General features: G+C 71.8%; 23 protein-coding genes. 10 read left to right on the top strand and 13 right to left on the bottom strand.

The annotated features are described in order from the left end of the window. Positions 1-59: 59 nt before the first annotated feature. A complete protein-coding gene (locus BJY16_RS10735; protein ID WP_275408089.1) occupies positions 60-824 on the bottom strand; it encodes a sugar isomerase domain-containing protein in 765 nt (254 codons plus the stop codon). Positions 825-1,067: 243 nt separating this feature from the next. On the opposite strand from BJY16_RS10735, the gene BJY16_RS10730 reads away from it, so the two are divergent. Both BJY16_RS10730 and BJY16_RS10725 read left to right on the top strand, forming a co-directional pair. Continuing rightward, positions 1,068-1,844, top strand: coding sequence for a S1 family peptidase (locus tag BJY16_RS10730; protein ID WP_185039224.1), 777 nt, complete (start codon positions 1,068-1,070; stop codon positions 1,842-1,844). Positions 1,845-2,024: 180 nt separating this feature from the next. Next, positions 2,025-2,678: a biliverdin-producing heme oxygenase gene (locus tag BJY16_RS10725; RefSeq protein WP_185039223.1), complete on the top strand. Its 654-nt coding sequence runs from the start codon at positions 2,025-2,027 to the stop codon at positions 2,676-2,678. Between the two features lie 186 nt (positions 2,679-2,864). Here BJY16_RS10725 and BJY16_RS10720 read toward each other — a convergent pair whose 3' ends face one another. Continuing rightward, positions 2,865-4,232: a glycosyltransferase gene (locus BJY16_RS10720; protein WP_185039222.1), complete on the bottom strand. Its 1,368-nt coding sequence runs from the start codon at positions 4,230-4,232 to the stop codon at positions 2,865-2,867. Between the two features lie 18 nt (positions 4,233-4,250). Between BJY16_RS10720 and BJY16_RS10715 the strand changes: the two genes are divergently transcribed. Then, entirely contained in the window at positions 4,251-4,739 is a 489-nt protein-coding gene (locus tag BJY16_RS10715) for a MarR family winged helix-turn-helix transcriptional regulator (protein ID WP_185039220.1), read from the top strand. On the opposite strand, the gene BJY16_RS10710 is transcribed toward BJY16_RS10715, so the two are convergent. From BJY16_RS10710 to BJY16_RS10695, 4 genes are read right to left on the bottom strand one after another with little or no spacing between them, the layout of a single operon-like run. Next, positions 4,702-5,739, bottom strand: a complete 1,038-nt coding sequence (locus BJY16_RS10710; RefSeq protein WP_185039218.1) for an ABC transporter ATP-binding protein — start codon at positions 5,737-5,739, stop codon at positions 4,702-4,704. The two genes, BJY16_RS10715 and BJY16_RS10710, sit on opposite strands and share 38 nt — an antisense overlap. Continuing rightward, on the bottom strand, positions 5,736-6,524 hold the full coding sequence (locus BJY16_RS10705) for an ABC transporter permease (RefSeq protein WP_185039216.1): 789 nt from the start codon (positions 6,522-6,524) through the stop codon (positions 5,736-5,738). Before BJY16_RS10705 ends, BJY16_RS10710 begins: the two co-directional genes overlap by 4 nt. Beyond that, the gene (gene modA / locus BJY16_RS10700; protein ID WP_185039214.1) at positions 6,521-7,258 is read right to left on the bottom strand and encodes a molybdate ABC transporter substrate-binding protein; all 738 of its coding nucleotides are present in this window, start codon (positions 7,256-7,258) and stop codon (positions 6,521-6,523) included. The genes BJY16_RS10705 and modA overlap by 4 nt, the downstream gene beginning before the upstream one ends. Then, the gene (locus BJY16_RS10695) at positions 7,255-7,662 is read right to left on the bottom strand and encodes a TOBE domain-containing protein (protein WP_185039212.1); all 408 of its coding nucleotides are present in this window, start codon (positions 7,660-7,662) and stop codon (positions 7,255-7,257) included. The genes modA and BJY16_RS10695 overlap by 4 nt, the downstream gene beginning before the upstream one ends. Positions 7,663-7,863: 201 nt before the next feature. Between BJY16_RS10695 and BJY16_RS10690 the strand changes: the two genes are divergently transcribed. Further along, positions 7,864-9,486, top strand: coding sequence for a rhamnogalacturonan lyase B N-terminal domain-containing protein (locus BJY16_RS10690; RefSeq protein ID WP_185039210.1), 1,623 nt, complete (start codon positions 7,864-7,866; stop codon positions 9,484-9,486). A gap of 151 nt (positions 9,487-9,637) precedes the next feature. On the opposite strand, the gene BJY16_RS10685 is transcribed toward BJY16_RS10690, so the two are convergent. Then, entirely contained in the window at positions 9,638-10,708 is a 1,071-nt protein-coding gene (locus BJY16_RS10685; protein ID WP_185039208.1) for a Gfo/Idh/MocA family protein, read from the bottom strand. Between the two features lie 67 nt (positions 10,709-10,775). Here BJY16_RS10685 and BJY16_RS10680 point away from each other — a divergent pair, with 67 nt between their 5' ends. Beyond that, a complete protein-coding gene (locus tag BJY16_RS10680) occupies positions 10,776-12,272 on the top strand; it encodes an MFS transporter (protein WP_185039207.1) in 1,497 nt (498 codons plus the stop codon). 140 nt (positions 12,273-12,412) lie between these two features. Here the strand turns inward: BJY16_RS10680 and BJY16_RS10675 are convergent, their stop codons facing one another. Then, positions 12,413-13,300, bottom strand: a complete 888-nt coding sequence (locus tag BJY16_RS10675; RefSeq protein WP_185039206.1) for an NAD-dependent epimerase/dehydratase family protein — start codon at positions 13,298-13,300, stop codon at positions 12,413-12,415. Between the two features lie 108 nt (positions 13,301-13,408). After that, positions 13,409-15,394: a glycosyl hydrolase family 28-related protein gene (locus BJY16_RS10670; protein WP_239177837.1), complete on the bottom strand. Its 1,986-nt coding sequence runs from the start codon at positions 15,392-15,394 to the stop codon at positions 13,409-13,411. Between the two features lie 77 nt (positions 15,395-15,471). Between BJY16_RS10670 and BJY16_RS10665 the strand changes: the two genes are divergently transcribed. Continuing rightward, positions 15,472-16,509: a hypothetical protein gene (locus tag BJY16_RS10665; protein ID WP_185039204.1), complete on the top strand. Its 1,038-nt coding sequence runs from the start codon at positions 15,472-15,474 to the stop codon at positions 16,507-16,509. On the opposite strand, the gene BJY16_RS10660 is transcribed toward BJY16_RS10665, so the two are convergent. The 4 genes from BJY16_RS10660 to BJY16_RS10645 all read right to left on the bottom strand — a co-directional run bounded on the left by BJY16_RS10660 (position 16,499) and on the right by BJY16_RS10645 (position 20,629). Then, positions 16,499-18,082: a methyl-accepting chemotaxis protein gene (locus BJY16_RS10660; protein WP_185039203.1), complete on the bottom strand. Its 1,584-nt coding sequence runs from the start codon at positions 18,080-18,082 to the stop codon at positions 16,499-16,501. The genes BJY16_RS10665 and BJY16_RS10660 overlap by 11 nt on opposite strands. Positions 18,083-18,155: 73 nt before the next feature. After that, a complete protein-coding gene (locus BJY16_RS10655) occupies positions 18,156-19,307 on the bottom strand; it encodes an RNA polymerase sigma factor (protein ID WP_185039202.1) in 1,152 nt (383 codons plus the stop codon). Continuing rightward, the gene (locus BJY16_RS10650) at positions 19,300-19,626 is read right to left on the bottom strand and encodes a YciI family protein (RefSeq protein WP_185039201.1); all 327 of its coding nucleotides are present in this window, start codon (positions 19,624-19,626) and stop codon (positions 19,300-19,302) included. Before BJY16_RS10650 ends, BJY16_RS10655 begins: the two co-directional genes overlap by 8 nt. A gap of 49 nt (positions 19,627-19,675) precedes the next feature. After that, positions 19,676-20,629: a LacI family DNA-binding transcriptional regulator gene (locus BJY16_RS10645; protein ID WP_185039199.1), complete on the bottom strand. Its 954-nt coding sequence runs from the start codon at positions 20,627-20,629 to the stop codon at positions 19,676-19,678. A 50-nt stretch (positions 20,630-20,679) separates the two neighbouring features. On the opposite strand from BJY16_RS10645, the gene BJY16_RS10640 reads away from it, so the two are divergent. From BJY16_RS10640 to BJY16_RS10625, 4 genes are all read left to right on the top strand, one after another. Continuing rightward, a complete protein-coding gene (locus tag BJY16_RS10640; protein WP_185039197.1) occupies positions 20,680-21,534 on the top strand; it encodes a hypothetical protein in 855 nt (284 codons plus the stop codon). A 130-nt stretch (positions 21,535-21,664) separates the two neighbouring features. Continuing rightward, on the top strand, positions 21,665-23,140 hold the full coding sequence (gene ahcY / locus BJY16_RS10635; RefSeq protein WP_185039195.1) for an adenosylhomocysteinase: 1,476 nt from the start codon (positions 21,665-21,667) through the stop codon (positions 23,138-23,140). Between the two features lie 77 nt (positions 23,141-23,217). Further along, positions 23,218-23,739 (top strand): DUF4142 domain-containing protein, encoded by a 522-nt coding sequence (locus tag BJY16_RS10630; protein ID WP_185039193.1) that lies wholly within the window; start codon positions 23,218-23,220, stop codon positions 23,737-23,739. A gap of 72 nt (positions 23,740-23,811) precedes the next feature. Beyond that, complete coding sequence (locus BJY16_RS10625) at positions 23,812-25,440, top strand: Na+/H+ antiporter (protein WP_185039190.1); 1,629 nt, start codon at positions 23,812-23,814, stop codon at positions 25,438-25,440. The last annotated feature ends 9 nt before the right edge of the window (positions 25,441-25,449 follow it).

Raw genomic sequence — 25,449 nt, 5'->3', positions numbered from 1 at the left:
CGGCAGGGCGGCCAGACCCTGCGCCAGGACGTACCGGGTCCGGGTCGGGATCGAGATCCCTAGGCGGTACGCCGGATGCGCCCGGCGTACCGCGCTTCCAGTCGCGCGTTGTGTTCCTTGCCGCCGGGCACGTTGTCCGACAGGTAGACCGGCGGGGTCTCCCCGGCGTCGAGCAGGTTGGCGACCACGTCGGTGACCAGTTGCTGGGCCAGCAGCGCCGCGGTGATCGAGGAGACCGCGCCGACCGCGCCGCCGCCCGGGAGCGGCAGGACCGCGTCGCCGTACGGCGCCCCGTTGTCCAGCACCACGTCGGCGATCTCGCCGAGTTTGCGCCCGCTCGGGTGCCGGGACGCGACGCCGGCCGAGTGGTCCGCCGAGGTGATCGCCACCAGCGGGTGCCCACGCTCCTTGACCAGCAGCGCCATCTCGACGACCGCGCCGTTGATCCCGGAGTTCGAGGCGATCACGAAGGCGTCGTCCGGCTTGATCGGGGCGAGCTGGTAGAGCCGGTGGGCGATCGCGGTGTCGCGCTCCACCATCGGGTCGGCCAGCGCGTCGAGCGGGTCGCCGCCGTAGAGCACGATGTCGCGCAGCGCGATCCGGTTGGTCGGCACCAGCCCGCCGGCCCGGCCGGCTATCTCCATGGCGAACGCCTCGGAGTGGCCGCAGCCGAAGGCCTGGATCACCCCGCCACTACGGACCGTTGTGGTGAGCAGCTCGGCGGCCCGCCGCTTCTCCTCGCTCTGACCGGCGCCGACCCGGTCCACCACGGTCCGGATCCGGTGCAGGAAGTCACTGCTGGTGACACCGCTCTCTCCGGTCACGTCGGACATCCTTTTCATCGACGGCTGTTGCCGATGAAAATTACGACTATGACGAAGCCTAGTCAACAAGAAATTTCCATGCTTCGATCAGCGACATGGGGCAGGAGATCGGCGGCGCGGAGAGGGCGCGGGCGGCTACCCGACGGTATGACCGGTTTGAGATAGCCGCATTCATAGATGTGAATGAAATTCTCTCCTCAGCGCCCCACCCGGGCGCACCCCCGGGACCGAGGAGAACCGAAGATGCGCAGATGGCTGACCCTCCTGGCCGCCTTCCTCACCGCAGCGACGATGGGCGTCCTGGCCGCCCCCGGAGCCGCCCACGCCGACGCGAACGTGGTCGGCGGCACCCGGGCGGCACAGGGCGAGTTCCCGTTCATGGTCCGGCTGTCGATGGGCTGCGGCGGCGCCCTGTACAGCCCCAACCTGGTGCTCACCGCGGCGCACTGCGTCGGCCGGACCGGCGCGAACAGCTCGATCACCGCGACCCTCGGCGTGGTCGACCTGAACTCGTCCAGCCGGATCACCCGGAAGTCGAACTACGTCTACCGGGCGCCCGGCTACACCGGCAGCGGCAAGGACTGGGCGCTGATCCGGCTGTCCAGCCCGGTCAACGGCGTGGCCACGCTGCCGATCACGACCACCACCGCGTACGACTCGGGCACCTTCACCATCGCCGGCTGGGGCGCCGCCACCGAGGGCGGCTCGCAGCAGCGCTACCTGCTCAAGGCGACCGTCCCGTTCGTCAGTGACGCCACCTGCAACTCCCGCTCGATGTACAACGGCGAGATCATCGCGACCGACGAGATCTGCGCCGGCTACACCTCCGGCGGGGTGGACACCTGCCAGGGCGACTCGGGCGGCCCGATGTTCCGCCGGAACGCGTCCGACGCCTGGGTCCAGGTCGGCATCGTGAGCTGGGGCGACGGGTGCGCGCGGCCGAACAAGCCGGGCGTCTACACCCAGGTCAGCTACTTCGCCTCGTCGATCGCGGCGGCCGCGACGAGCCTGGGAGGCTGAGCGGGAAGAACGGCAAGGCTGGTCCCGGCGGTCAGGCGAGCTACCTTCGCCTGACCGCCGCGATGCTTGCGCGTGAGGACGAACCGGCCGGGAATTCCGCAACGATTCCCGGCCGGCTCACCCCCATCGTAAGGATCACTACCGTCGGACCGGCAACCCCGAGGAAGGACGAGCCGCCAGATGACCGGATTCGCCGCACGCCTCCGCAGGGCCACCATGGCCGGGCATCGCGACGCCGAGACCCGCGGCTTCGTCACCCGGCTGCTCGGCGGGGCCGTCCCGCCGGCCGGTTTCGCCGCCCTGACCGCGCAATATCTGTTCATCTACCGGGAGCTGGAGAGCGCCGCCACGGCCATGCTGGAGGACCCGGTGGCCGGCGGCTTCGCCGATCCCGCCCTCGCCCGGGTCGCCGCCCTGGAGTCCGATCTGGCCCACCTGTACGGCCCGGACTGGCCGTCCGCCGCCGAGCCGATCGAGGCCACCCGGGCGTACACCGCCCGGCTGCGCGAGCGCTGCTCCACCTCGCCGGCCCACTTCGTGGCCCACCATTACGTGCGCTACCTGGGCGACCTCTCCGGCGGCCAGCTGGTCGGCAGCCGGGTCGCCACCGTCTACGGCCTCGGCCGGGCCGGGACGGCGTTCTACCGCTTCGACCGGATCCCGGACCCGAAGGTCTACAAGGCCGCCTACCGCGCCCGCCTGGACGCCCTCGCCCTGCCACCCACCGAGCTGGACACCCTGGTCGCCGAGGCGCGGCACGCGTTCGCGCTGAACGCCGCCGTCTTCCAGGAGCTGGGCACGACCTACCCGGGAGACCTGGTCCCGGCCGCCTGAGAACACCGCGGGTGCAGGCCCCGGCTGGTGCTGAGCGGTGTCTCGCGAGCCCGGAAGGACCCGTACGCGCCAGCCGGGGAACCCGGAGGCGCGCCGCGACCTCGGGCGGCAGCGGCCCGGCGCGGGCCGTTCACGGGGCCCGGTCACGGGCGGGACAGCGATGCGGCTCGGCCACCGGCGGCCCCGCTATGGGCGTACCGAAAGAATCTGCTCCGCGGCGTTGGCCGGGCCGTCGGTCGCGGCATAGACCTCGCGGATCGCCTCCGCCGCGCGCCGGTATCGACCGTCGGTGAGCAGCTCGCTCGCCAGCGCCGTCAGGCGCGACGACCCGGCCTGCCGCGGCGCCACCCACCGGGCCGCCCCGCGCCGCTCCAGCAGCGTCACGTTGAGGTCCTGCTCCAGCTGCAGCGGAATGCCGAGCAGCGGCACCCCGGCGGCCATCGCGGTCTGCACACTTCCCTGCCCGCCGGCGGTCACCGCGAGATCGACCCGCGGCATCACCAGGTGGCTGGGCAGCACGCCGCCGACCATGACCTGGTCGTCGGCGAGGTCGGCGAGGTCGTGCACGGTCGCGGCGACCAGGATCCGGGCGCCGAGCGGCCGCAGCGCCCGCACCACCGCGCGGACCAGCGACGGCGGGCTGGAGGTGATCGCGACATAGATCACCGGCCGGCGACTCCGCCGTGAGCGACCCGGCTGGTCGGCGTGCGCAAGGCCGGCGCTCACCGTTGTCTCGACGGGTCCGGGAGAGCCGTGGGCGCCGGCCGGGACCGGGACGTCCAGGAACTCCGCGATCTCGGCGGGCAACGGGATCGGCAGGTGGGCGAAGAGCGGCCCGGTCACCCGCAGCCGGGTCTCCGGGCGGTAGCCGCGCCCGGGACGCCACGCCTCGATGTCGCGGCGGCTGACACCGAGCACCACCGGGTCCTCGGTGACCAGGGTGAGGTCACCGAGGACCAGCGCGGCGACGCTGGGGATCCCGGGAACGCCCAGCTCCCGGGCGAGCCGGTTGAACCCGCCACAGTAGAACCTGACCCGGGGCGGCATCCGGTTCGCCAACCAGGCCGAGCGGATCCCCAGGAGCGGCTGGGACGGGGCCGGGAGCAGGCCGCGCTCGAAGATCGGCGGGACCCAGCTCGCCGAGTGCTCGCTGACCAGGCGGACACCGGCCAGCCGGGTGGAGAGCGTGGTGGTCAGGGTGAAGCCGGTGACCGCGGTGTGGATCCGGTGGGCGGTGAAGTAGTCCGCCTCGGCCAGCACGTAGGCCCGCAGCTCGGCGTCGCTGTAGGCGCTCTGCCCGACCGGCCCGGTGCTCGGCTGCTCGCGCAGGAAACGGGCGCACCGCTCGTCGTCCATCCGCGGCCCGACCAGGTCGTAGTCGATGCCGGCCGCGCGCAGCGCGGACTCGTGGGTGCCGCCGTGGGTGGCCACGCGCGGGATGACGCCGCGGTCCCGCAGCGCCCGGTAGATCTCGATCATGCGCGACGTCTGGGAGAGGTAGGCGCAGTGCGGCAGCAGGCAGATCCCGGAACTAGGCAATATATTGCGGACCATGTGTGTAATATATTGCGAATGTCAGAGCCGGAACAGACCCTCTTCGATCTGGGCCCGGATTCGCGGCTCGCCCCGCCGGTGCGGGCGTTCCGGTTCTCCCTGGTCCTGGCCCAGCGGCTGCGCTACCTGATGGACGACCGGCTGCGCGCCGACGGGCTCACCACCCAGCAGGCCGCGCTGCTCACCGCGGTGCACGCGCTGGACGGGCCGACCGTGACCGAGGCCGCGGCGGCGCTCGGCAGCACCCATCAGAACGTGGCGCAGCTGGTCGGCGCGCTGGAGCGCAAGGGCATGCTGCGGATCGAGCCGGACCCGGCCGACCGGCGTCGCCGGCGCCTGGTCCCGACCGAGGCCGGGGCGCGCTACTGGGCGTCCCGGGACGCCGGGGACGAGGCCGCGATCGCCGAATGGTTCGCCGGGCTCACCCCGGACGAGCTGGACGACTGGTGCCGGCTGACCGCGCGGATCCTCAAGCCGCTGGGTAGGCCCGGGTCTCGCTCGCTTTGACCGCCGCCCACAGCTCCCGTCCCGGCCGCAGGTCCAGCTGCGCCGCCGCGGCCGGGGTGATGTCGGCGGCCACCACGATCGGCCCGGCCAGCCGGACCCGCAGGTTGTCGCCGTGCCGCTGGATGTCGGTGAGCACCGCGGGCCAGGTGTTCCGCGGGCTGCCGTCCGGCTGCCGCGGGTGCACCGCGACGGCCGCCGGGGGGAAGGCGACGAACGCGTCACCGTGCACGATGTCGGTCGCGGTCAGGACGAGATCATCGGTCACCCGTACGGCGTGACCGTCGCCGTGCCCCCGGAACAGGTTGAGCCCGACCAGCTGCGCGACGTAGTCGGTGCGCGGCCGGGCGGTGACCGTCGCCGCGTCGCCCTCCTGCACCACCCGCCCGTCCTCGACGATCACCAGTCGGTCGGCCAGCACCAGCGCGTCCAGCGGATCGTGGGTGACCAGGAGCGTCGCCCCCGGATGCGCGGCCAGGTGCCGGTGCAGCTCGGCCCGGGTCTCCAGCCGGGTCCGCGCGTCCAGTGCGGCCAGCGGCTCGTCGAGCAGCAGCAGCGCCGGCTCGACGGCGAGCGCCCGGGCCAGCGCGACCCGCTGCGCCTGCCCGCCGGACAGGTCCCGGGGTTTGCGCCGGCCGAGCCCGGCCAGCCCGACCCGGTCCAGCCAGCGCTCCGCGACGGCGTGCGCGGCGCGCCGGTCGACGCCTTGCCGGCGCGGCCCGAACGCCACGTTGTCCCGGGCGTTGAGGTGCGGGAAGAGCAAGTAGTCCTGGAACACCACGCCGACCCGGCGGTCCTCGGGCGGGACGGCCGACAGGTCCCGGCCGTCGATGGTCACGAACCCGTCGGTGAGCGGGGTGAGCCCGGCCAGGGCCCGCAGCGCGGTGGTCTTGCCGGCTCCGTTCGGCCCGAGCAGCGCGACCGTCTCGCCGGCGCCGATCGACAGCGCGATGTCCAGCCGGAAGTCGCCGCGCCGGACGACCAGGCGCGCGTCCAGGCTCACGGCGCCGCCAGCCAGCGGTCGCGCAGCGCGGCCAGGATGGTGACCGAGACGGCCAGCAGGATCAGGCTGAGCACCACCGCGCCGTCCAGGTCGCCGCTCTCCATGGTCTGGTAGACGGCGAGCGGCATGGTCTGGGTGATCCCCGGATAGTTCCCGGCGAAGGTGATCGTCGCGCCGAACTCGCCGAGCGCCCGCGCCCAGCACAGCACCCCGCCGGCCGCGATCCCGGGCGCCACCAGCGGCAGCGTCACGTGGGTGAAGGTGGTCCAGCGGCTCGCCCCGAGGGTGGCGGCGGCCTCCTCGTAGCGGGTGTCGGCGCCACGCAGCGCGCCCTCCACCGAGATGACCAGGAAGGGCAGCGCCACGAACGCCTCGGCGACCACCACCCCGGCCGTGGTGAACGGCAGGCTCACCCCGAACGTCTCGTCCAGCCAGCCACCCAGCAGGCCGCGCCGGCCCAGGGCGAGCAACAGCGCGATGCCGCCGACCACCGGCGGCAGCACCAGCGGCACCGTGATCAGCGCCCGGACCAGGCGCCGGCCGGGGAACACCACCCGGGCCAGCAGCCAGGCCAGCGGGACGCCGAGGACCAGGCAGAGCAGGGTGGCCAGGCTCGCGGTGAGCAGCGACAGTTTCAGCGCCGCGGCCACCGCCGGCTCGGTGAGCCGCTGCAGCAGCGTGGACCACGGGGTCCGCCAGAGGAGCCCGGCCAGCGGCAGGATCAGGAAGATCAGCCCGCCGATCGCCGGCACCAGCAGCGCGACCGGGACCCGCTGTCGCGTCACGGCGCCTGGAACCCCGCCGCGGTCAGCACCCGGAGGCCGTCGGCCGAGCGCACGTAGTCGACGAACTCCTGCGCGCCGGCCGGGTTGGCGGCGCCCTTGAGCACGGCGATCGGGTACTCGTTGATCGCCGTGGCCGACTCCGGGAACTCGACGGCGTCCAGAGCGGCCGCGGCGGCCGCGGCGTCGGTGCGGTAGACCAGGGCCGCGTCCACCTCGCCGAGCTTGACCTTGGCGAGCGCCGCCTTCACGTCCTGCTCCAGGGTGACCGGGGTGAGCTCGACACCGGCGGCCTCGACGGCGGTCCCGGCGGCCGCGCCGCACGGCACCTCCGGGGCGCAGAGCGCGACCTTGAGGCCCGGCCGGGTGAGGTCGGCCAGGCCGGTGATCTGCTTCGGGTTGCCCTTGGCGGTGGCGATCACCAGCTGATTCTTCACGAAGGTCACCGGTGACACCGCGCTGGTGACGGCGGCCATGTTCGTCGGCGCGGCGGAGGCGAACACGTCGGCCGGGGCGCCCTGGTTGATCTGGGTGGCCAGGGCCGAGCTGCCGGCGAAGTTGAACTTCACCGTGGTGCCCCGGTGCGCGTCCTCGAACTGCTTGCCGAGCGAGGTAAACGACTCGGTGAGCGAGGCCGCCGCGAAGACCGTGATCGTGCTGCTCTCCCCCGCGGCCGGCGCACCACAGCCGGCCAGCCCGAACGCCAGCGCCAGCGCCGCGATCCCCGCTCGTCTCACCCGGTCCTCCCCCGACTGGCCCGCTCCACCACGACGGTGGTGGACTTGATGACGGCCACCGCGACCGAGCCGACCCGCAGATCCAGCTCGTCGACGGCCTCCCGGCTCATCAGCGACACCACCCGGAACGGTCCGGCCTGGATGTCCACCTGAGCCATCACGGTGTCCTTGACCACCGCGGTGACGATCCCGCGCAGCCGGTTGCGGGCCGACGAGGTGTCGGCGCGCTCGTCCGGCTCGGCGGCCTGGGCCCGGACGAATGCCGCCAGGTCCACCCCGTCGATCACCCGGCGCCCGTGCTCGTCCCGGGTCGCGGCGAGCCGCCCGGCGTCGACCCAGCGGCGCACCGTGTCCGGGCTGACCCCGAGCAACTCGGCCGCCTCGCCGATCGGGAACACCGTCATGCCGTCCACCCTATTCCTTCGCACCTGCAAGCCACGATGCCGTTCGTCACCAGCAGATCCGGTCCGGTCGACCGGGAACCGCTCGCACCTGCGCCTCCGCGGAACCCGGCACCACCCGGGCCCGGCCGGTGCTCACCCTGCCTGACCGAAATCAGTCGCGGCCGGGAGCAACCTTTCCGGCCCTGGCGGACACCACCTCGCATGACCCCCACCCCCATCCGACAGCGCCGCAAGCTCCTCGCCGCCGGCATCGCCACGGTCGCGGTGCTGGCCGGCGCCGGTCTGCTCGGCGGCCAGCCCTGGGCGAACGCCGCGGCGAGCATCACCTTCGACACCGGCACCGGCCTGACGCTGGCGTTCAACACCACCAACGGCACCATGACGTCGCTGAAGCACAACGGCACCGAGCTGGCCGCTTCCGGTCAGGCGGCCGGGCAGTTCGAGTCGGGCTGGTCGTCCGCCACGGTCACCGGCCAGACCTTCAACGGCGGCAGCTCGATCCTGGTCAGCGCCACGAACCCGGCAATCGGGGTGACCCAGTACTACTTCGCCCGCAAGGGCGACAACGTGGTCTACCTGGCCACGAACATCACCAAGGCGCTGAACCCGGGTGAGGCCCGGTTCATCACCCGGCTGAAGAGCTCGCTGCTGACCACGTCCCCGGTGGCGGCGCGGACGGCCGGCACCACGGCGACGGTCGAGGGCTCCGACGTGTTCGCCTTCGCCAACGGGCAGACCGCGTCGAAGTTCTACAGCTCGCAGCGGCTGATCGCGCAGACCCCGTTCGGCGCCGGCGGGAACGGGCACGGCGCCTTCCTCATCCCCGGCACCAACGACATGACCTCGGGTGGCCCGTTCTTCCGGGACATCGAGGTGAACGACACCGGGACCGCGGTCAACATCACCCACTACATGTTCAGCGGGCACCAGCAGACCGAGCCGCTGCGGCTGGGTCTGCACGGCCCGTACGCGCTGGCGGTCACCGACGGCGCGGCGCCCACCGTGCACAGCATGGACTTCCTCAGCGCCTACCTCCCCGGGATGCTCTCCAACGCCCAGCGCGGCGGCGTGAGCGGCACCGCGGGCGGCCGCTGGAACGGCCTGCGGGCGACGGTCGCGCTGGCCGGCCCGACCGGCCAGTACTGGGGTCAGGTCAAGTCCGGCCGGTTCGTCATCGGGCATGTCAAGCCGGGCACCTACACCGCCACGCTCTACGCCGGTGAGCTGGCCGTCGGCAGCACCAAGACGATCACCGTGACGGCCGGCGCGACCACCGGCCTGGCGATGACCGGCAGCGTCCCGGCCGCCGGCACGCTCTTCCAGCTCGGCACGTTCGACGGCACCCCGGCCGGCTTCCGGAACGCCGACAAGATCGAGACGATGCACCCGTCGGACAGCCGGATGTCGTCCTGGACCGGCGGCCCGTACACCGTCTCCGGTGGCGCGGCGAGCTTCCCGATGGCCGAGTTCAAGTCGGTCAACTCGCCGGTGGCGCTGGGCTTCACCCTGGCCTCGGTCCCGGCCGGCGGCGTCAGGCTGCGGATCGGCACCACGTCCAGCTTCGCCGGCGGCCGTCCCGCGGTCAGCATCGGCGGTTACTCGTCGCCGTCCGCCGCGTCCCCGGCACCGGCCAACCTGGACAGCCGCAACGTCACCCGGGGCACCTGGCGCGGCGTCAACACCACGTACACGTTCACCATCCCGGCGAGCGCCCTGAGGACCGGCGGCAACACCCTGTCGATCTCCACGATCTCGGGCAGCAGCGGCGCCACGTTCCTCAGCCCGAACTTCATCTTCGACGCGCTGGCCCTCGACCCGGCCTAGGGATCAAAACCGGACAGAGTGCGACTGATCGGCCGCGCCCTGTCCGGTTTTGCCGCTACTTCGTGAAGGTGACGAGACGACCCTTTCGGTGTAACCGTCGTCGCCGGTGACCTTGGCCGGCACCGCGGCCGGCCGGGCTGCCCGCGCCGGCTCAGCCGCCGAACGCCTCGATCTGCTCCAGGACCTCGGCGGCGCGGATCGCGTCGGGCATGGTGGCGCCGTGTGGGACGCCCTCGACGATCGAGCGCAGGAACAACCCCGCCTCGATCACCTTCAGGTCGTCGTAGCTCATCGCGATCCCCGGCCCCGGCTGGAACGCCGCGTACTCCCCGTCCCCGGGACCCGCGAAGATCGTCCGCCGATCCGTCACCAGCTCCCCCATCCGCCGGGAGTCCCAGCTCAGCAGGCCCCGCGTGCCATGGATGGTGAAGCCGTAGTGGTTCTGCTCCCCGGCCGCGACCCGGCTCGCCTCGACCACCACCCGGGCGCCGCCGGCGGTCCGCAGCAGCGCGGCGAACCAGTCGTCGTTCTGCACCGGTCGCAGCGGCCCGGTGCCGCGCTGGTGCCCGGTGGTGGCGCCGCTCGGCGCCGGCCGTTCCGCGATGAAGATCGCGCGGTCCGCCGCAACCACCGTGTCGATCTCGCCGAGCAGGTGCCGCACCAGGTCGACGGCGTGCCCGCCGAGGTCGCCGAGCACCCCGTTGCCGCCGCGTTCCCGCTCGAAGCGCCAGGTCAGCGCGGCGTCCGGGGCCGCCGCGTCGTCGCTGAAGAAGCGGAACCGGGCGTGCGTGACCGGGCCGATCCCGCCGGCCCGCAGGATCGCCCGGGCCCGCTGCACGGCCGGCGCGTGCCGGTAGTTGAAGCCGACGCTGACCTGACCGGTTCCGACGATGGCCCGCGCGTCGGCGGCGCTCAGCCCGACCGGCTTCTCGATCCAGATGTGCCGCCCGGTCGCGGCGAACGCCGCGCCCATCTCGCGGTGCAGGAAGTTCGGCGCGGTGATGCTGACCGCGTCGATCCGCGGGTCGTCGAGCAGCTCGCGCCAGTCGGTGGTGACCGACTCGAACCCGAAGCCGGCCGCCTGGCCCGGCACCTCGTCGGCGCCGGCCACCAGACGCGGCGCCGGCAACCCCGGGTAGTGCTGCGGCAAACGGGAATACGCCTGGGTGTGCACCCGTCCCATCCAACCCAGACCGACGACGCCCACCCCGATCGAATCCATGTCTGTGCATGGTAGGCGGCACGGTGGGTAATGCGTGAGCTACATCACGACACTGGAGGTCCACCCCATGGCGCAGAGTCTGGGATCTCCCGCCCCGGCCGGCGACGCAGGAACGATCCGGAGCCTGATCCCCGCACGTATCGACCGGCTGAGCTGGTCCCCGTTCCACACCCGAATGATCCTGGCGCTCGGCACCGCGTGGGTGCTCGACGGCCTGGAGATCACCATCGCCAGCGCGATCGGTCCGGTGCTGACCGAAAAGGAAACCCTCGCGCTGAGCAGCACCCAGGTCGGTGCGATCGCGACCGTCTACCTGCTCGGCGAGGTGTTCGGCGCGCTGTTCTTCGGCCGGCTCTCGGACAAACTCGGCCGCAAGAACCTCTTCATCGTGACCCTCGGCGTCTACCTGGTCGGCAACGCTCTGACCGCGTTGACCTGGGGCAACGGTGTGGTCGCGATCATCTTCCTGTATCTCACCAGATTCATCGCCGGCGCCGGCATCGGCGGCGAATACGCCGCGATCAACTCGGCGATCGACGAGATGATGCCGGCGAAGTATCGCGGCCGGGTGGACATCGGCGTCAACGGCACCTACTGGGGTGGCGCGATCCTCGGCACCCTGGGCACGTTCGTGCTGCTCAACCAGATGGACCTGAACTGGGGCTGGCGGCTCGGCTTCCTGATCGGGCCGATCATCGGCGCCTGCATCTGGGGTCTGCGCAAGCACCTGCCGGAGAGCCCGCGGTGGCTGATCATGCACGGCCGGGAGGCCGAGGCGGAGGACAACATCCGGCAGATCGAGCAGGCCGTGGAGTCGTCCGGGCAGACCCTCGCGCCGGTCGACGAGTCCAAGGCGATCGACATCCGGCCGACCCAGGACCACGGTTACCTGTCGCTGCTGCGGGTGCTGTTCAAACAGCTGCCCCAACGGTCGATCCTCGGCGCCACCCTGATGATCACGCAGTCGTTCCTCTACAACGCGATCTTCTTCACCTACACGCTGGTGCTGACCAACTTCTACGGGGTGGACGAGAAGAACGCGCCGCTCTACCTGATCGCTTTCGCGGCCGGCAACCTGATCGGCCCGCTGACCATCGGGCACCTGTTCGACGTGATCGGCCGGCGCAAGATGATCGCCGGGACCTATCTGCTCTCCGGTGTGCTGCTGGCGATCAGCGCGTTCATGTTCAACGCCGGGATGCTCAACGCGATCACCCAGACCATCGCCTGGTGCATCATCTTCTTCTTCGCGTCGGCCGGCGCCAGCTCGGCGTACCTGACGGTGAGCGAGATCTTCCCGCTGGAGATCCGGGCGCAGGCCATCGCGGTGTTCTTCGCGATCGCCCAGTGCTTCGGCGCGATCGGGCCGGTGTTCTACGGAGCCTTGATCGGCGAGGGCGAGGACCCGGGCAAGCTGTTCATCGGCTATCTGATCGGCGCGGCGGTGATGGCCATCGGCGGCATCGTCGAGATCTTCCTGGGCGTCGACGCGGAGGGGAAGTCTCTCGAAGACGTCGCGACGCCGCTCTCGGCGGTCACCTCACGGCCGCGAGCGACCGGCTAGAAAATCTTCATATACGCAGGTCCGCGCGGGTGCAGATCGCATGCTCCCGCGCGGGCCGGGGTCGGCGATCTGGCCGCTGGCGCGTCCAGGGCGATCGCCGACCCCTTCATTGTCCGTGGGTGGTCACCGACGAGCCGCGATCAGCGCGGGTGGGCCGCCACGAACTTCGCGATGTAGTCGTCGAGCTGGGTCTGCGGGTGCCAGCCCAGGCTGCCCGCCTTGGTCAGGTCGGCCTGACCGCGCACCCGCTCACCGGGCAGCGCCGGGATCATCCTGATCTCGGCGCCGAACATCTTCGCCACGTCGGCCAGCTGCCACTCACGGCCGGTGCCGAGCAGGTAGCCGTCGCCGGCCCCGCCCCGGGCGACCAGCACGATGCCGCGCACGATGTCGTCGATGTGGGTGAAGTCGCGGGTCTGCGTGCCGGGCGACACCACGGTCAGCGGCTCGCCCGCCAGGTACTGCCGCTCGAAGATGCCGATCACGGTGGCGTACTTGCCGTTGCCGATCTGGCCCGGCCCGTAGACGTTGTAGAAGTACGTGATCGCGTAGTCCAGCCCGTACCAGTTCGAGTAGTTCTTGATGTACTCGATGTTCTTCGCCTTGGTCCAGGCGTACGGGTTCAGGTTCTCGTCGTCGCCGTCGTTGCCGAACTTCGAGCTGGAGCCGGCGTAGATCAGCTTGGCGCCCTTGCCGGCCGCGAACTTCACCACCTCTTTGGTGCCCAGCAGGTTGAAGTCCCAGGTCAGGTCGTGGTCCTCGAACGACTGCACGATCCGGCTGTACTCACCGAGGTGGAAGACCAGCTCCGGCGCGGGGAGCCCGCGGTCCGCCCAGATCTTGGCGAGGTCCGCGGTGGAACCCTCCAGGTACGTCACCCGGGGGTCGTGCACGTGGTTCTCCGGGCTGCCGGTGAAGTAGTTGTCCAGCGAGACCACGGCGGCGCCGGGGAACTCGGTCAACAGCGACTTGACCAGGGCACTACCGACGAATCCGGCGCCACCGGTGACCAGCAGGGTTTGACTCAACGTAGTTCCCAACTTCTCTCCAGCGGCGGCAAATGCGACGACAAGGCTACCAAGCACAACGACCGCACCCGAATTCTCGGGTACGGCCGCAGGCGGATCAAAGAAAGGTCACCAGGGGGAAGGCGGCGGAGGCGGAACCACCGCGGGACGGTCGTTGCACGTGATCACGTTGGGCAGGTACGGCCCGAGCCACTCCCCATCGTTACCCCCAAGGTCACTGAGGGTGAACTCGGACCCGCTCGGCGTGAAGTGGAACGAACCGCAGTTGTTCACCCCGACCGCGCCGACGTTGCGCGCGTCCACGTTCTCGAAGGTGGCGCCGCCGGCCGTCCGGGCGCTGACCACGCTGGTCCCGGCCCCGTCCACCCGGATGTCCCGGAAGTGCACCCCGGTGATCGAGTACAGGTCCTTCACGCCCCACTCGGAGACCAGCATGATCGCGTTGTAGGTGTTGTCCAGGTAGTGGTCGCCGGTCACCCGGATGTCCGCGTCGATGCTGGAGTCGAGCGCCTCGAACCAGATCGCCCCGAGCCCGATGTTCCAGTTCAGCTCGTAGGTCCCGGCCCGCACCACGGTGTTGTCGGTGATCCACAGGTGCCCGGTGAACGCCTCGGCGCCGAACCGCGAGCCGGCGTGGATCCCGCTGCCCTCCCGGATCGGGTCGGCGATCAGGTTCCGGGACACCGTGTTGTCGGTGCCGCCGTAGATCGCGATCCCGTTGGCCAGGGTCGGCGTCTGCACGGTGTTCCGGTCGAAGGTGTTGCCGCTGTTCGCCACCTTCTCCGACCACATGGCCAGCCCGTCGTCGCCGGTGTTGCGGACGAAGTTGTCCCGCACCAGCGACCCGGTGACCCCGGTGTGGAAGTTCAGCCCGTCGGCGATCTGGTCGACGATGACGTTGCCGGTGATCCTGATGTTCGCCATCGGACCGTCGAACCAGAGGCCGACCTTGGTGTGCTGGATGTGGAGGCGCTCGATCGTCGAGTCGCTCATCGCGCCGCCGATCGCGTTGACCTGGTCGGTGTCGATCCGCTCACGCACGTCGCCCTCGATCGCGAAGTCGGCCAGGTGCACGTTGCGCGAGCCGCCGTCCGCCGCGTCCCTGCCGTAGAAGCCGACGCCGGTGTGCACCGAGCCGTCCGGCGCGGGCGACGAGAGCGGGACCTCCCGGCCCTTGACCGTGGTGTACCAGTTCCCGGCCCCGGTGATGGTCACGTCGTCGACGATGATGTGCCGGTTCACCTGGAAAGTGCCGGGCGGCAGGTAGACCGCGCGGTGCACCTTCTTGGCGAAGGCGATCGCCTTCTCGATGGCCGTCGCCGAGTCCCGCCGGCCGGTCGGGTCGGCGCCGAAGAGCAGCACGTTGACCGCCTTCAGGTCGACCTTCGGCGCGCCGACCAGCTCCGAGTCGAGCAGGTCGATGGTGGTCGGCACCTGGCGCGCGGTCAGCCGGATCTTGTCGCCGGCCCGGTAGGTGCGGCCCAGCGCGAGCCGCTGCTCGTCGTAGAAGTGCATCGGCCGGAACGGCTTGCTGATCTCCGGGGCCGGCTCGGTGGCGGCCGGCACGCAGCCGCACTCGGTGATCCACCAGTCCGGGTGCAGCAGCCCGGCCTGCGGGTCGTTGGTGAACGGGTATTGGTTGTAGAGCCAGGAGTACTGCGAGGTCAGCGTCATGGTGCGGGTGCCGCCCGGGGTGCCGACGGAGAGCGGCGCGGTGATCCCGCCGCCGGTCGGGGCGTCCGGGATGCTGTACCGCACGGTGATCGCGTTGGCGGCCTTGGGCAGGGTGAACTCGACGTACTCGCCCGGGTCCAGGGTGACCGCGGAGCGGCCGGAGGCTTCGGCGGCGAGCGTGTACGCGGTCCGGCTGGCCGGGAGCACGGCGCCGGTGGTGACGGCGTGCTCGGCCTCCTGCTCGGTGAACGCGACGGTGGCGCCGCGCCCGGTGACCAGGGCCGGATCGAGAGCGGCCCGGGTGGCCGCGGGTGTGATCGAGGACGGATGGGCAGCGGCGGCATCGGACAGACCGATCGCCACGCCGAGGGTGACCAGCGGTGTGGTCAGGAGAGCGGCCCAGCGGGGCGGAGCGAACATGTCGCCGACCATAGAATTCCTGTGATCTGCTCCACAAGAGTCAGTTCCGTTTTACCGGCGAATTGCTTGGATCTTTCATGAGAGCCTGGATTTCTTGCGGCCTGGTCGTCACCGTGTTGCTCGCGGCTTGCAAGGACCGGCCGGCCGAGCCGGCCTGGACCAGAGTGGATCTTCCAGGCGCGGCCGGCGCGACGCTGCGGGCCGCCGCCGCGTGCGGCGCTTCCTGGTACGTCGCCGGCGCCCTCCGCACCGCCGCGGGCACCCCCCGGCCGGCCGCCTGGCGCAGCCCGGACGCCATCACCTGGACCCCGGTCGACTTCGTCCCGCTGCCCGGCAGCCCGTACGGCCCGCAGCAGGTGATCTCCCAGGTGGCCTGCGCCGGCGACCGGGTCGCGATGCTCGGCGGCGCGCCCGGCGGAGCGCACGGCAACCTGCGGATCAGCTCCTGGAGCCGGCTCCCGGACGGCCGGATGGCGGAGAACCCGGCGCCGTTCGAGACCTACGGCGGGGACACCGCGGTCGACGTCGCGCACCTGGCGGCCGGCCCGGACGGGCTGGCCATCGCCGGCAACCGCTCGTCCGGCGCGGCCGCCTGGCTGGCCCCGGACGGGCGGACGGTCACGCTGTTCGAGGACGCGCCGGGGCTGGCCGGGCCGGGCACCGCGGCCCGCGACGTCGTCGAGCTGGCCGACCGGCGCTGGTTGGTGGCGGGCAGCCGGAACGGCCGGGCGGCGGCCTGGACCAGTGTGGACGGTCGCCGGTGGGACCGCCTGGACCCGCCGGCCGCCGAGGGGTTCACCGAGCTGCAGCGGCTGGTCCGGGACGGCGACGATGTGCTGGCGGCCGGGCCGCGCGGGACCGCCTTCGGCGCCTGGCGGCTGCACGACGGGGTCTGGCGGGAGCTCGGCACGTTCGGCGGGGCGCCGACCGGGGTGCAGGCGTTGATCAGGGGTGATGGACGCTTCGTGGTGGCCGGCGGGGGCGGGCTGTGGGAGTCGGTGGACGGCCTCGACTGGCGGACGGTGGCCGTACCGGAAAGGGTGTCGCATGCGGCCGGCCGCGATCGCCACCTGGTGGTGATCGCGGCCGGCGGGGTCTTCCGGACTACAGCTTGAAGCGCTCGACGATGTGCCGCAGGTCGGTGGACATCCCGGCCAGGTGCGTGGCGGCCCGGTCGGCCTCGGCCACACCGACCGTGGTGAGCTGCACCGACGAGGCCACGCCGGTGATCGTGTGCGCCACCCGGGAGCCGGCCTCGGCAGCCTCGGTGACGTTGCGGCTCATCTCCTGAGTGGTGACCGTCTGCTCCTCCACCGCCGAGGCGATGGTGGTCTGGAAGTCGTTGATCCGCCCGATGATCTCGCTGATCTCCTCGATCGCGGCGACCGCGCCGGCGGTGTCCGCCTGGATCGCGGCCACCCGCTGACCGATGTCCTCGGTGGCCCGGGCGGTCTCCTGGGACAGCTCCTTGACCTCGCTGGCCACCACCGCGAAGCCCTTGCCCATCTCGCCGGCCCGGGCCGACTCGATGGTCGCGTTCAGCGCCAACAGGTTGGTCTGCTCGGCGATCGAGGTGATCGTCTTGATCACGTCGCCGATCTCCGCCGACGAGTCGCCCAGCTTGGCCATCACCGCGCTGGTGTTCCGGGTGACCTCGACCGCCCGGTTGGCCACCTGCACGGCCTGGGTGGCGCTCTCGCTGATCTCCCGGATCGACGCGCCCATCTCCTCCGAGCCGGCCGCCACGGTCTGGATGTTCAGCGACATGGTGGCCGCCGAGTCGGCGACCGTCGCGGCCTGCTGCGCGCCCTGCTCGGCGCTGGTGGTGCTCTGCTTGCTGGTGGCGGCGAGCGCGCCGGCCTCGGAGGCCAGCGACTCGGAGTGCGCGGCCAGGTCGGTGACGGTCTGCCGGAGCGAGGCGGTGGCGGCGCGCAGCGAGTCGGCCATGTGGCCCAGCTCGTCGCGCTGGTGCACGTCCGGGTCGCCGGTGAGGTCACCGTCGGCGACCTTGTCCAGGATGCCGCTCACCCTGCGCAGCGGCACGATGATCAGCCGGGCCACGAAGAGCGCGCTGCCCACGCCGAGCAGCAGCGCCAGCCCGAGCGCCACGATCACCAGGGTGCGGGTCCGGTCGGCGGTGTCGTCGAACGCCTTGCCGGCCAGCAGCCGCCCGTTGGCCGCGCCGATCTCCTCGGAGAGCAGGCCCTCGTAGGCCTTGCGCAGGTCCCGGTTCTCGCCCAGGGCCAGCGCGGTCGCCGCCTTGGGCTTGGTCTCGTAGAGGGCGAACTCCGACTCCACCGCGGCGAACCACTTCTCGGTGGCCGCCTGGATCGCGTCCACCTTCCCGGCGTCCGGACCGGCCAGCTCGCGCGCCGCGTCCAGCGACGCGGACACCTTCTCCTGCCGGCCCCGGGCCTCCTTGGCGAACTTCGGGTCGGCGGTGAGCAGGAAGCCCCGCTCGTCGTTGGCCGCCGACTTGAGCGACAGCGCGGCGTCGTTCAGGTGCGTGGCGTAGGGCAGCATCCGGCCGATCTCGCCGTTCCGCGTGCTCGTCATGTCACCGATGCCGGTCACCGCGAGAACCCCGGTGACCACCGTCCCGGCGATCGCCACGCCGGCGACCGCGAGCACTTTGGTGGAGACCTTACGGTCCCGGCACCACTGCCCCAGCCCACGGTTTCCGGCCATTGTCGTTCCCTCTCCTCGTCGGTACCCGCTGATTCGGCACCGGGTGGAGCGGGCTGACCGCTGCAACCGAGAGTCAACCGACTCGCTTGAGAAGCGCCCGTCGTTCCGCCTCCGAGCCGGCCGCCGCCGCGGCCCGGCGGAACAGCTCGGCGGCCGTCGCGGTGTCACCGGCCCGCTCGGTCAGGTCGGCCTCGGCGGCCAGCGCCGGGGCGTACCCGGCGAGGGCGTCGCGCACCCCGGCGAGCACCGCCAGCCCGGCGGCCGGGCCGAACGCGTAGCCGTGCGCCACCGCCCGGTTCACCTCGACCACCGGCGACGGGTGCACCCGGGCCAACTGGTCGTACCACCCGGCCAGCGCCGGCCAGTCGGTCGCCGCGAAGTCCGGCGCGGTCGCGTGCCCGGCGGCGATGTGCGCCTGGATGGCGTACGGCCCGGTGACCGGGCGGCCGGCGAGCAGCCCGACCGCCTCGGCGATCGCGGCGTGATCCCACCGGGACCGGTCCTGGTGCTCCAGGGTGATCAGGTCGCCGGCCGGATCCTGCCGGGCCGCCCGGCGGGAGTGCTGCAGCAGGCAGAGCGCCAGCAGCGCGGACACCTCGGGCTCGGCCGGCATCAGCGCGGCGAGCAGCCGGGCCAGCCGGATCGCCTCCGCCTCGAGCGCCGGCTCGCCGTCGTAGCCGCGGGTGAAGAGCAGGTAGAGCACCGCGAGCACGCTGGGCAGGCGCTCGGTCAGCGTGGCGCCGGACGGCACCCGGTACGGGATCCCGGCCTGCGCGATCCTGCCTTTCGCCCGGGACAGCCGCCGGGCCATCGCCGCCTCGCTGACCAGGAAGAGCCGGGCCACCTCCGGGGTCGGCAGGCCGGCCACGGTGCGCAGGGTGAGCGCCACCCGGGACTCGACGGCGAGCGCCGGATGGCAGCACGTGAAGATCAGCCGGAGCCGGTCGTCGCCCTCCGGGGCCGGCTCGTCGTCCCGCAGCAGCGCCAGGTCGCGCAGTTTCCGGTCGGCCATCGCGGCCCGCCGCATCTGGTCGATGGCGCGGTTCCGGGCGGCGGTCATCAGCCAGCCGCCCGGGTTGTCCGGCCGCCCGTCCCGGGGCCAGCGCCGCAGGGCCGCCTCGATGGCGTCCATCGCGCAGTCCTCGGCCAGCGTCCAGTCGCCGGTCAGCCGGATCAGCGTGGCGGCGATCCGGCTGAACGACTCGCGGAAGAAGACCTCATCCACCGTGGTACGGCCGCAGCTCCACCCGCCCGTGCCAGGCCATCGGGTGGGCGCGGGCCACCTCGATCGCCTCGTCCAGGTCGGCGCACTCCAGGATGTCGAAGCCCACGATCACCTCCTTGGTCTCGGCGAACGGGCCGTCGGTGAGCAGCAGCTCGCCGCCCCGGACCCGGACCGTGGTGGCCGCCTCCGGCGAGACCAGCTGGTTGCCCAGCACCCGCCGGCCGCTGGCGTCGTTCTCGGCCACCCACTTCTCGATGTCCGGGGCCGCCAGGTCGGTCTCCGGCTCGGTGTCGGTGCAGACGAACATCATGTACTTCATCGGTCTCCCTTTCTCAGGTCTCACCGGCATGACGAACGACTGCCGCGGATCAGGACACCGGAACGTTGAACGGGGTGAAGATTCCGACGGCCGCCGGGTGCGAGCGTATCGGCCCGGGCAGCACCCCGTGCGCCCGCAGAATCGCCCGGCACGCGTGCCGCAGGTCGGCCCGCAGGTCCTGGTGCAGCACCGCGGAGATCTGCTGGGCCCGCAGCAGGGCCAGGGTGTCCGGGTCCAGGCCGTGCGCCACGAACACGTCGTAGTTGCGCTGCTCGGCCGCGAACGCGGCGACCACCTCGGCGCAGCCGGCGGCGGCCGGCGCGTAGACCGCGCGGACTGTCGGAGTCCCGGCCAGCGTGGCCCGCGCCTGATCCGGACCGGTCAGCAGGTGCAGCCGCCGGGCCGGGCCGAGCACCGACCGGAACCCGGCCACCCGTCGCTCCGCCGCCCGGCCGCCGACCACCAGCACGTCGCCGGCCCGCTCGTGCAGCCACTGCTCGACCAGGTACGCCGCGGTCGCCCCGGCCTCGAAGTCGTCCACCCCGACGTGCGCGATCCGCTTCCCGGCCGGCAGGTCCACGTTCAGCGTCACCACCGGCACGTCCAGCCGGGCCACCGCGTCGGTCACCTCGGGCAGCGGCGGAGCCAGCACGATCACCCCGTCCGAGCGGGACCGGGCGACCTGGTCGAGCGCGCCGGCCGGGTCGTCGGTGAGGTGGGTGCGGGCCTGGATCGGCAGGTCCGGGTCGAGCGCCGCGGGCACGTCCGCGCCGAAGCTCGCGGGCAGCACCAGGTCGACGGTCAGCACCCGGCCGCGCTCGGACTCCCGGTCCAGCTCGGCGACCGCCCGGTGGACCCGGCGGGCGGTGCTGTCCCGGACGCCGCCGCGCTGGTGCAGCACCCGGTCCACGGTGGCCGGGCTCAGGCCGGCGCGCGCGGCGATCTCCTGGATCCGGTGCGGGGGCTTCACGCCGTACAGAATGATGGGCTTCTGAGGTCCCATGGAAGGACTTTGATCTCATCTCGTCCCATCGCGTGACGTAGTCTTCGCGCGTGCGCGTGATCTCCCGCCGGTCCGGCGACGACGTCCAGGTGTTCGACGAGGCCCTCGAGCCGCTCCGGATCTTCCCGCTGCCGCCGGACGTCTGGACGTGGTCGGTGTCCTCGACCCGCGACGCGCTGGTCTACGCGACCGACGACGCGGTGGTCCGGATCGGCCCGGACGGCGCTGAGCGCTGGCGCTTCGAGCTCGGCCCGCGAGGCGAGCACGCCGGCTCCTTCCTGCTCGACGCGGTGTTCTCCGCCGACGACACCCTGGTCTGGGTGTACGCGCCGCAGACCGAGGCCGGCCGGGGCGACGAGGACGAGTGGATCGTGCTGGACGCGGCCACCGGCGAGCCGCGCCGCCGGTTCCCGCTGGAGACCGCCGGGCAGGGCGGCGGCCAGCACGCCCTCCGGGACGGGCGGATGCTGCTCGACGTGGGCGAGGGCCAGGACGGCGCCCGGGTCTTCCTGGCCGCGCCGGACGGCGAGCCGCACGAGTTCGACTGGTACGACCGGGTGCCGATCGGCGTCGCGCCGGACGAGAGCCAGCTCATGACGATCGACCACGGCCAGGACGACGTCGCCTTCCACGACTTCCCCGGCGGCGAGGTGCGGTTCCGGCTCGCCGCGGAGGAGTTCGGCGCGGACTCGATCGAGTTCGGCGGGGGCTACCTGGACGACGAGACGGCGATCGTGGTCGTCGCCACCGGAGACGAGGAGTGGCGGCACTTCCGGGTCGGCACCCGGACCGGCGAGATCCTCGGTGACCTGGGCATCGTGACCATGGAGCCGGACGACCTGGAGCCGCTGGGCGACGGGACCTATGTCATTACCGACACCGACGGAACCCTCAGGCGCATGTGATCAAGCGACGAAGAAGATAAAGTAGTCACGCCGATCCGAGAGGCGCTGCAACGGACAATGGCGTCCGCCACGCTCGGGTGCGGAGTCTTTGACGTAAGGGCGCCTCCTGAGAGGGAGGAGCCCTCTTTTCATGAGCACAGAGTCCGCTACGTCGAAATTGAAGTCTGTCAACGGTCTCGACTTCGCGATCGCCGACATCACCCTGGCCGAGGCCGGCCGGCACCAGCTCCGCCTCGCCGAGCACGAGATGCCGGGCCTGATGTCGCTGCGCACCGAGTTCGGCGAGTCGAAGCCGCTCGCGGGCGCCCGGATCGCCGGCTCGCTGCACATGACCGTGCAGACCGCGGTCCTGATCGAGACGCTGGTCGCGCTCGGCGCCGAGGTGCGCTGGGTGTCCTGCAACATCTTCTCCACCCAGGACGAGGCGGCCGCCGCGGTCGCGGTCGGCCCGACCGGCACCGTCGACGCCCCGGCCGGCGTCCCGGTCTTCGCCTGGAAGGGCGAGACCCTGGAGGAGTACTGGTGGGCCACCACCCAGCTGTTCGACTTCGGCAACGGCCAGGGTCCGAACATGATCCTGGACGACGGCGGTGACGCCACCCTGCTGGTGCACAAGGGCGTCGAGTTCGAGGCGGCCGGCGCGGTCCCGCAGGCCACCGAGGCCGACTCGCACGAGTACTCGATCATCCTGGAGACGCTGCGCGCCAGCCTCGCCGAGGACCCGCAGCGGTTCACCCGGATCGCCGCCGAGATCCGCGGCGTGACTGAGGAGACCACCACCGGTGTGGCCCGGCTCTACAAGCTGGCCAAGGAGGGCACCCTGCTCTTCCCGGCGATCAACGTCAACGACGCGGTCACCAAGAGCAAGTTCGACAACAAGTACGGCATCCGCCACTCCCTGGTCGACGGCCTGAACCGGGCCACCGACGTGATGCTCGGCGGCAAGCTGGCCGTGGTCTGCGGTTACGGCGACGTCGGCAAGGGCTCCGCGGAGACCCTGCGCGGCCAGGGCGCCCGCGTCGTGGTGACCGAGGTCGACCCGATCTGCGCGCTGCAGGCGGCGATGGACGGCATGCAGGTGGTCCGCCTGGAGGACGTGGTCGGCGAGGCGGACATCTTCGTCACCACCACCGGCGGCACCGACATCATCCGGGTCGAGCACCTGCAGGCGATGAAGCACAACGCGATCGTCGGCAACGTCGGCCACTTCGACGACGAGATCGACATGGCCGGCCTGGCCAAGGTCCCGGGCGTGGAGAAGGTGGAGATCAAGCCGCAGGTGCACGAGTGGCGCTTCCCGGACGGGCACTCGGTGATCATCCTGTCCGAGGGCCGGCTGATGAACCTGGGCAACGCCACCGGCCACCCCAGCTTCGTGATGTCGAACTCGTTCACCAACCAGGTGATGGCCCAGATCGAGCTCTGGACCAAGCCGGGTGAGTACGCGAAGCAGGTCTACGTCCTCCCCAAGCACCTGGACGAGAAGGTCGCGCGGCTGCACCTGGACGCGCTCGGCGTCCGGCTCACCACGCTGACCAAGAAGCAGGCGGAGTACCTGGGCGTGGACGTCGAGGGCCCGTACAAGCCGGAGCACTACCGCTACTGAGTTATAAGCAGTGAATCGTCCCCCTATGTCGGTTTATCGCGGTTAGCCTGCGGTCTCCGACATAGGGGGACTTTTTCATGCGACTCCAACGCCTCGCGACGGTCGTCGGCCTGATCGCCGCGCTGATCGCGCCCGCCACCGCGGCCTCGGCGATGGCTCCGCCGGCCCGCCGGCTCGACCCGGACGCCGCCTTCCTGCGCACCGCCCACCAGGGCAACCTGGCCCAGATCGCGCTCGGCCGGATCGCCGCGCGCAAGGCGGCCGACCCGCGGATCCGGCGGCTCGGCGCCCGGTTCGCCGCGGACAGCGAGCACCTCGACGCGGCGGTCCGCCAGGTGGCCGCGTCCCTGCACGTGGAGCTGGACACCGCCCCGAACAGCACAGTCCAGCAGGGCGTCGCGCTCTACCGGAGCACCGCCCGGCCCGGCTTCGACCGGCTCTTCCTGACCACCCAGGCGAGCCTGCACGCGCAGGCCGCGCGGGTGATCCGGGCCGAGCTGACCGACGGCGACGAGGCCGAGGTCCGGCAGATCGCCCGGGGCGCCCTGCCGATCGTCAAGCGCCACCGGGCCGCCCTGCGGACGGCCGCCCGCGACTGATTCGCAGGTTTCTCCCGATCACGTCATCGACCTGCCACAACGACGTGATCGGGAGTAGCGAAGAATAGGCGGATGAGCCTCGAGGAGACCCTTCTTTTCGGTCTGGGCGCCGTCGCGATCATCGTGACGGTGCACTGGATCACCGGGAAGACCGGCCTGCCCGCCGCCGTCCTGCTGACTGTTTTCGGTATCGCCTACGCCTACCTGCCCGGTCCGAACGTGGAGCTCGAACCGGAATTCATTCTGACCTTCATCCTGCCGCCGCTGCTCTACAACGCGGCGCTGGACTCGTCGCTGCTCGACATCCGGCGCAACATGCGCACCGTGATCAGCCTGTCGGTGGCCCTGGTGATCGCCACCGCGCTCCTGGTCGGGTACGGGCTCTCGCTCTGGGTGGCCGGCGTCAGCCTGGCCGCCGGGATCGCCCTGGGCGCGGCGGTGGCCCCGCCCGATCCGGTCGCCGCGCTCGCGGTCGGCCGCAAGGCCGGCCTGCCGACCAACCTGATCACCCTGATCCAGGGTGAGGGCCTGCTCAACGACGCGACCGCGCTGACCATCCTGCTGGTCGCCAGCGACGTGGCCACCGGGCACGAGGACTTCTCGGTCAAGGCCACGGTCGGCGAGTTCGTCCTGGCCGCGGCCGGTGGCGTACTGGTCGGCTGGGCCGTGGCGTGGACCGTCCGGTTCCTCCGGGTGCTGCGCGCCGACCCGCTGACCGCCAACGCGATCTCGCTGGTCACCCCGTTCGCCGCCTATCTGCTCGGCGAGCACCTGCACGTCTCCGGGGTGCTCGCGGTGGTGGTGGCCGGCCTGATCATCGGCCACGACACCCCCCGGTACGCGACCGGCGCCAGCCGGCTGCAGACCAGCGCCGTCTGGCGGCTGATCGACTTCCTGCTGGAGGGCGTGGTCTTCCTGCTGATCGGCCAGCAGATGCGCACCGTGATCCAGGAGCTGGACCAGTACGAGACCAGCACCATCGTGATCGCGCTGGCGGTCACCCTCGGCGTCGTGCTGATCCTGCGTCCGCTCTGGCTGGTGCTCACCCAGCTGCTGCCGCGCTCGCTGCACACCCGGCTGGGCGGCGAGGACGACTCCGGCACGGTCAAGGAACGGTCGCTCAGCGGCAAGGAGTCCGCCGCGCTGAGCTGGGCCGGCACCCGTGGCGTGATCACCCTCGCCGCGGTCTACAGCCTGCCGAACTTCGACAACCGCGACCTGCTGGCCTTCTGCGCCTTCTCGGTGGTGCTGGTGACGCTGGTCGGCCAGGGTCTGACGTTCGCGCCGCTGGTCCGCTGGCTCGGCCTGCGCGCCAACGAGACGGACAAGGCGCGGCTGCGCAACGAGGCCCGCTCGGCCGCGGTCCGCGCCGCGCTGAATCGGCTCGACGACATCCAGGGCGAGCACCACGACAGCCACGAGGACGAGGCCATGGAGACCATGCGCAGGCAGCTCCAGGTCCGCCTGGACCGCTACCGGCACCGGCTCGACCTGCTGGAACAGGTCGACTCGCCGGAGGTGCCGCTGTCCGAGCAGTACGAGGCGGCGCTGACCGTGCGGCAGGCGGTGATCGACGCCGAGCGGGAGGAGCTGCTGCGCTGGCGGGACGCCGGCCGGCTGGACGACGAGAACCTGCGGGTCCTCAACCGCGAGCTGGACCACGAGGAGCTGGTCCTGCCGAAACGCGGCAAGACGCACTGAGGCGTGCGG

The organism is Actinoplanes octamycinicus (genome assembly GCF_014205225.1).
GTDB classification, from domain to species: domain Bacteria; phylum Actinomycetota; class Actinomycetes; order Mycobacteriales; family Micromonosporaceae; genus Actinoplanes; species Actinoplanes octamycinicus.
The sequence above is the reverse complement of the archived record's forward strand: the minus strand, read 5'-3'. Positions and strand labels throughout refer to the sequence as shown.

Excerpts from the sequence above, each read along its gene's own strand:
- BJY16_RS10730 (WP_185039224.1), top strand. The coding sequence starts at position 1,068 with ATGCGCAGATGGCTGACCCTCCTGGCCGCCTTCCTCACCGCAGCGACG.
- BJY16_RS10725 (WP_185039223.1), top strand. The coding sequence starts at position 2,025 with ATGACCGGATTCGCCGCACGCCTCCGCAGGGCCACCATGGCCGGGCAT.
- BJY16_RS10720 (WP_185039222.1), bottom strand. The coding sequence starts at position 4,232 with ATGGTCCGCAATATATTGCCTAGTTCCGGGATCTGCCTGCTGCCGCAC.
- BJY16_RS10715 (WP_185039220.1), top strand. The coding sequence starts at position 4,251 with ATGTCAGAGCCGGAACAGACCCTCTTCGATCTGGGCCCGGATTCGCGG.
- BJY16_RS10695 (WP_185039212.1), bottom strand. The coding sequence starts at position 7,662 with ATGACGGTGTTCCCGATCGGCGAGGCGGCCGAGTTGCTCGGGGTCAGC.
- BJY16_RS10690 (WP_185039210.1), top strand. The coding sequence starts at position 7,864 with ATGACCCCCACCCCCATCCGACAGCGCCGCAAGCTCCTCGCCGCCGGC.
- BJY16_RS10685 (WP_185039208.1), bottom strand. The coding sequence starts at position 10,708 with ATGGATTCGATCGGGGTGGGCGTCGTCGGTCTGGGTTGGATGGGACGG.
- BJY16_RS10680 (WP_185039207.1), top strand. The coding sequence starts at position 10,776 with ATGGCGCAGAGTCTGGGATCTCCCGCCCCGGCCGGCGACGCAGGAACG.
- BJY16_RS10670 (WP_239177837.1), bottom strand. The coding sequence starts at position 15,394 with ATGTTCGCTCCGCCCCGCTGGGCCGCTCTCCTGACCACACCGCTGGTC.
- BJY16_RS10665 (WP_185039204.1), top strand. The coding sequence starts at position 15,472 with ATGAGAGCCTGGATTTCTTGCGGCCTGGTCGTCACCGTGTTGCTCGCG.
- BJY16_RS10660 (WP_185039203.1), bottom strand. The coding sequence starts at position 18,082 with ATGGCCGGAAACCGTGGGCTGGGGCAGTGGTGCCGGGACCGTAAGGTC.
- BJY16_RS10650 (WP_185039201.1), bottom strand. The coding sequence starts at position 19,626 with ATGAAGTACATGATGTTCGTCTGCACCGACACCGAGCCGGAGACCGAC.
- BJY16_RS10645 (WP_185039199.1), bottom strand. The coding sequence starts at position 20,629 with ATGGGACCTCAGAAGCCCATCATTCTGTACGGCGTGAAGCCCCCGCAC.
- ahcY (WP_185039195.1), top strand. The coding sequence starts at position 21,665 with ATGAGCACAGAGTCCGCTACGTCGAAATTGAAGTCTGTCAACGGTCTC.
- BJY16_RS10630 (WP_185039193.1), top strand. The coding sequence starts at position 23,218 with ATGCGACTCCAACGCCTCGCGACGGTCGTCGGCCTGATCGCCGCGCTG.
- BJY16_RS10625 (WP_185039190.1), top strand. The coding sequence starts at position 23,812 with ATGAGCCTCGAGGAGACCCTTCTTTTCGGTCTGGGCGCCGTCGCGATC.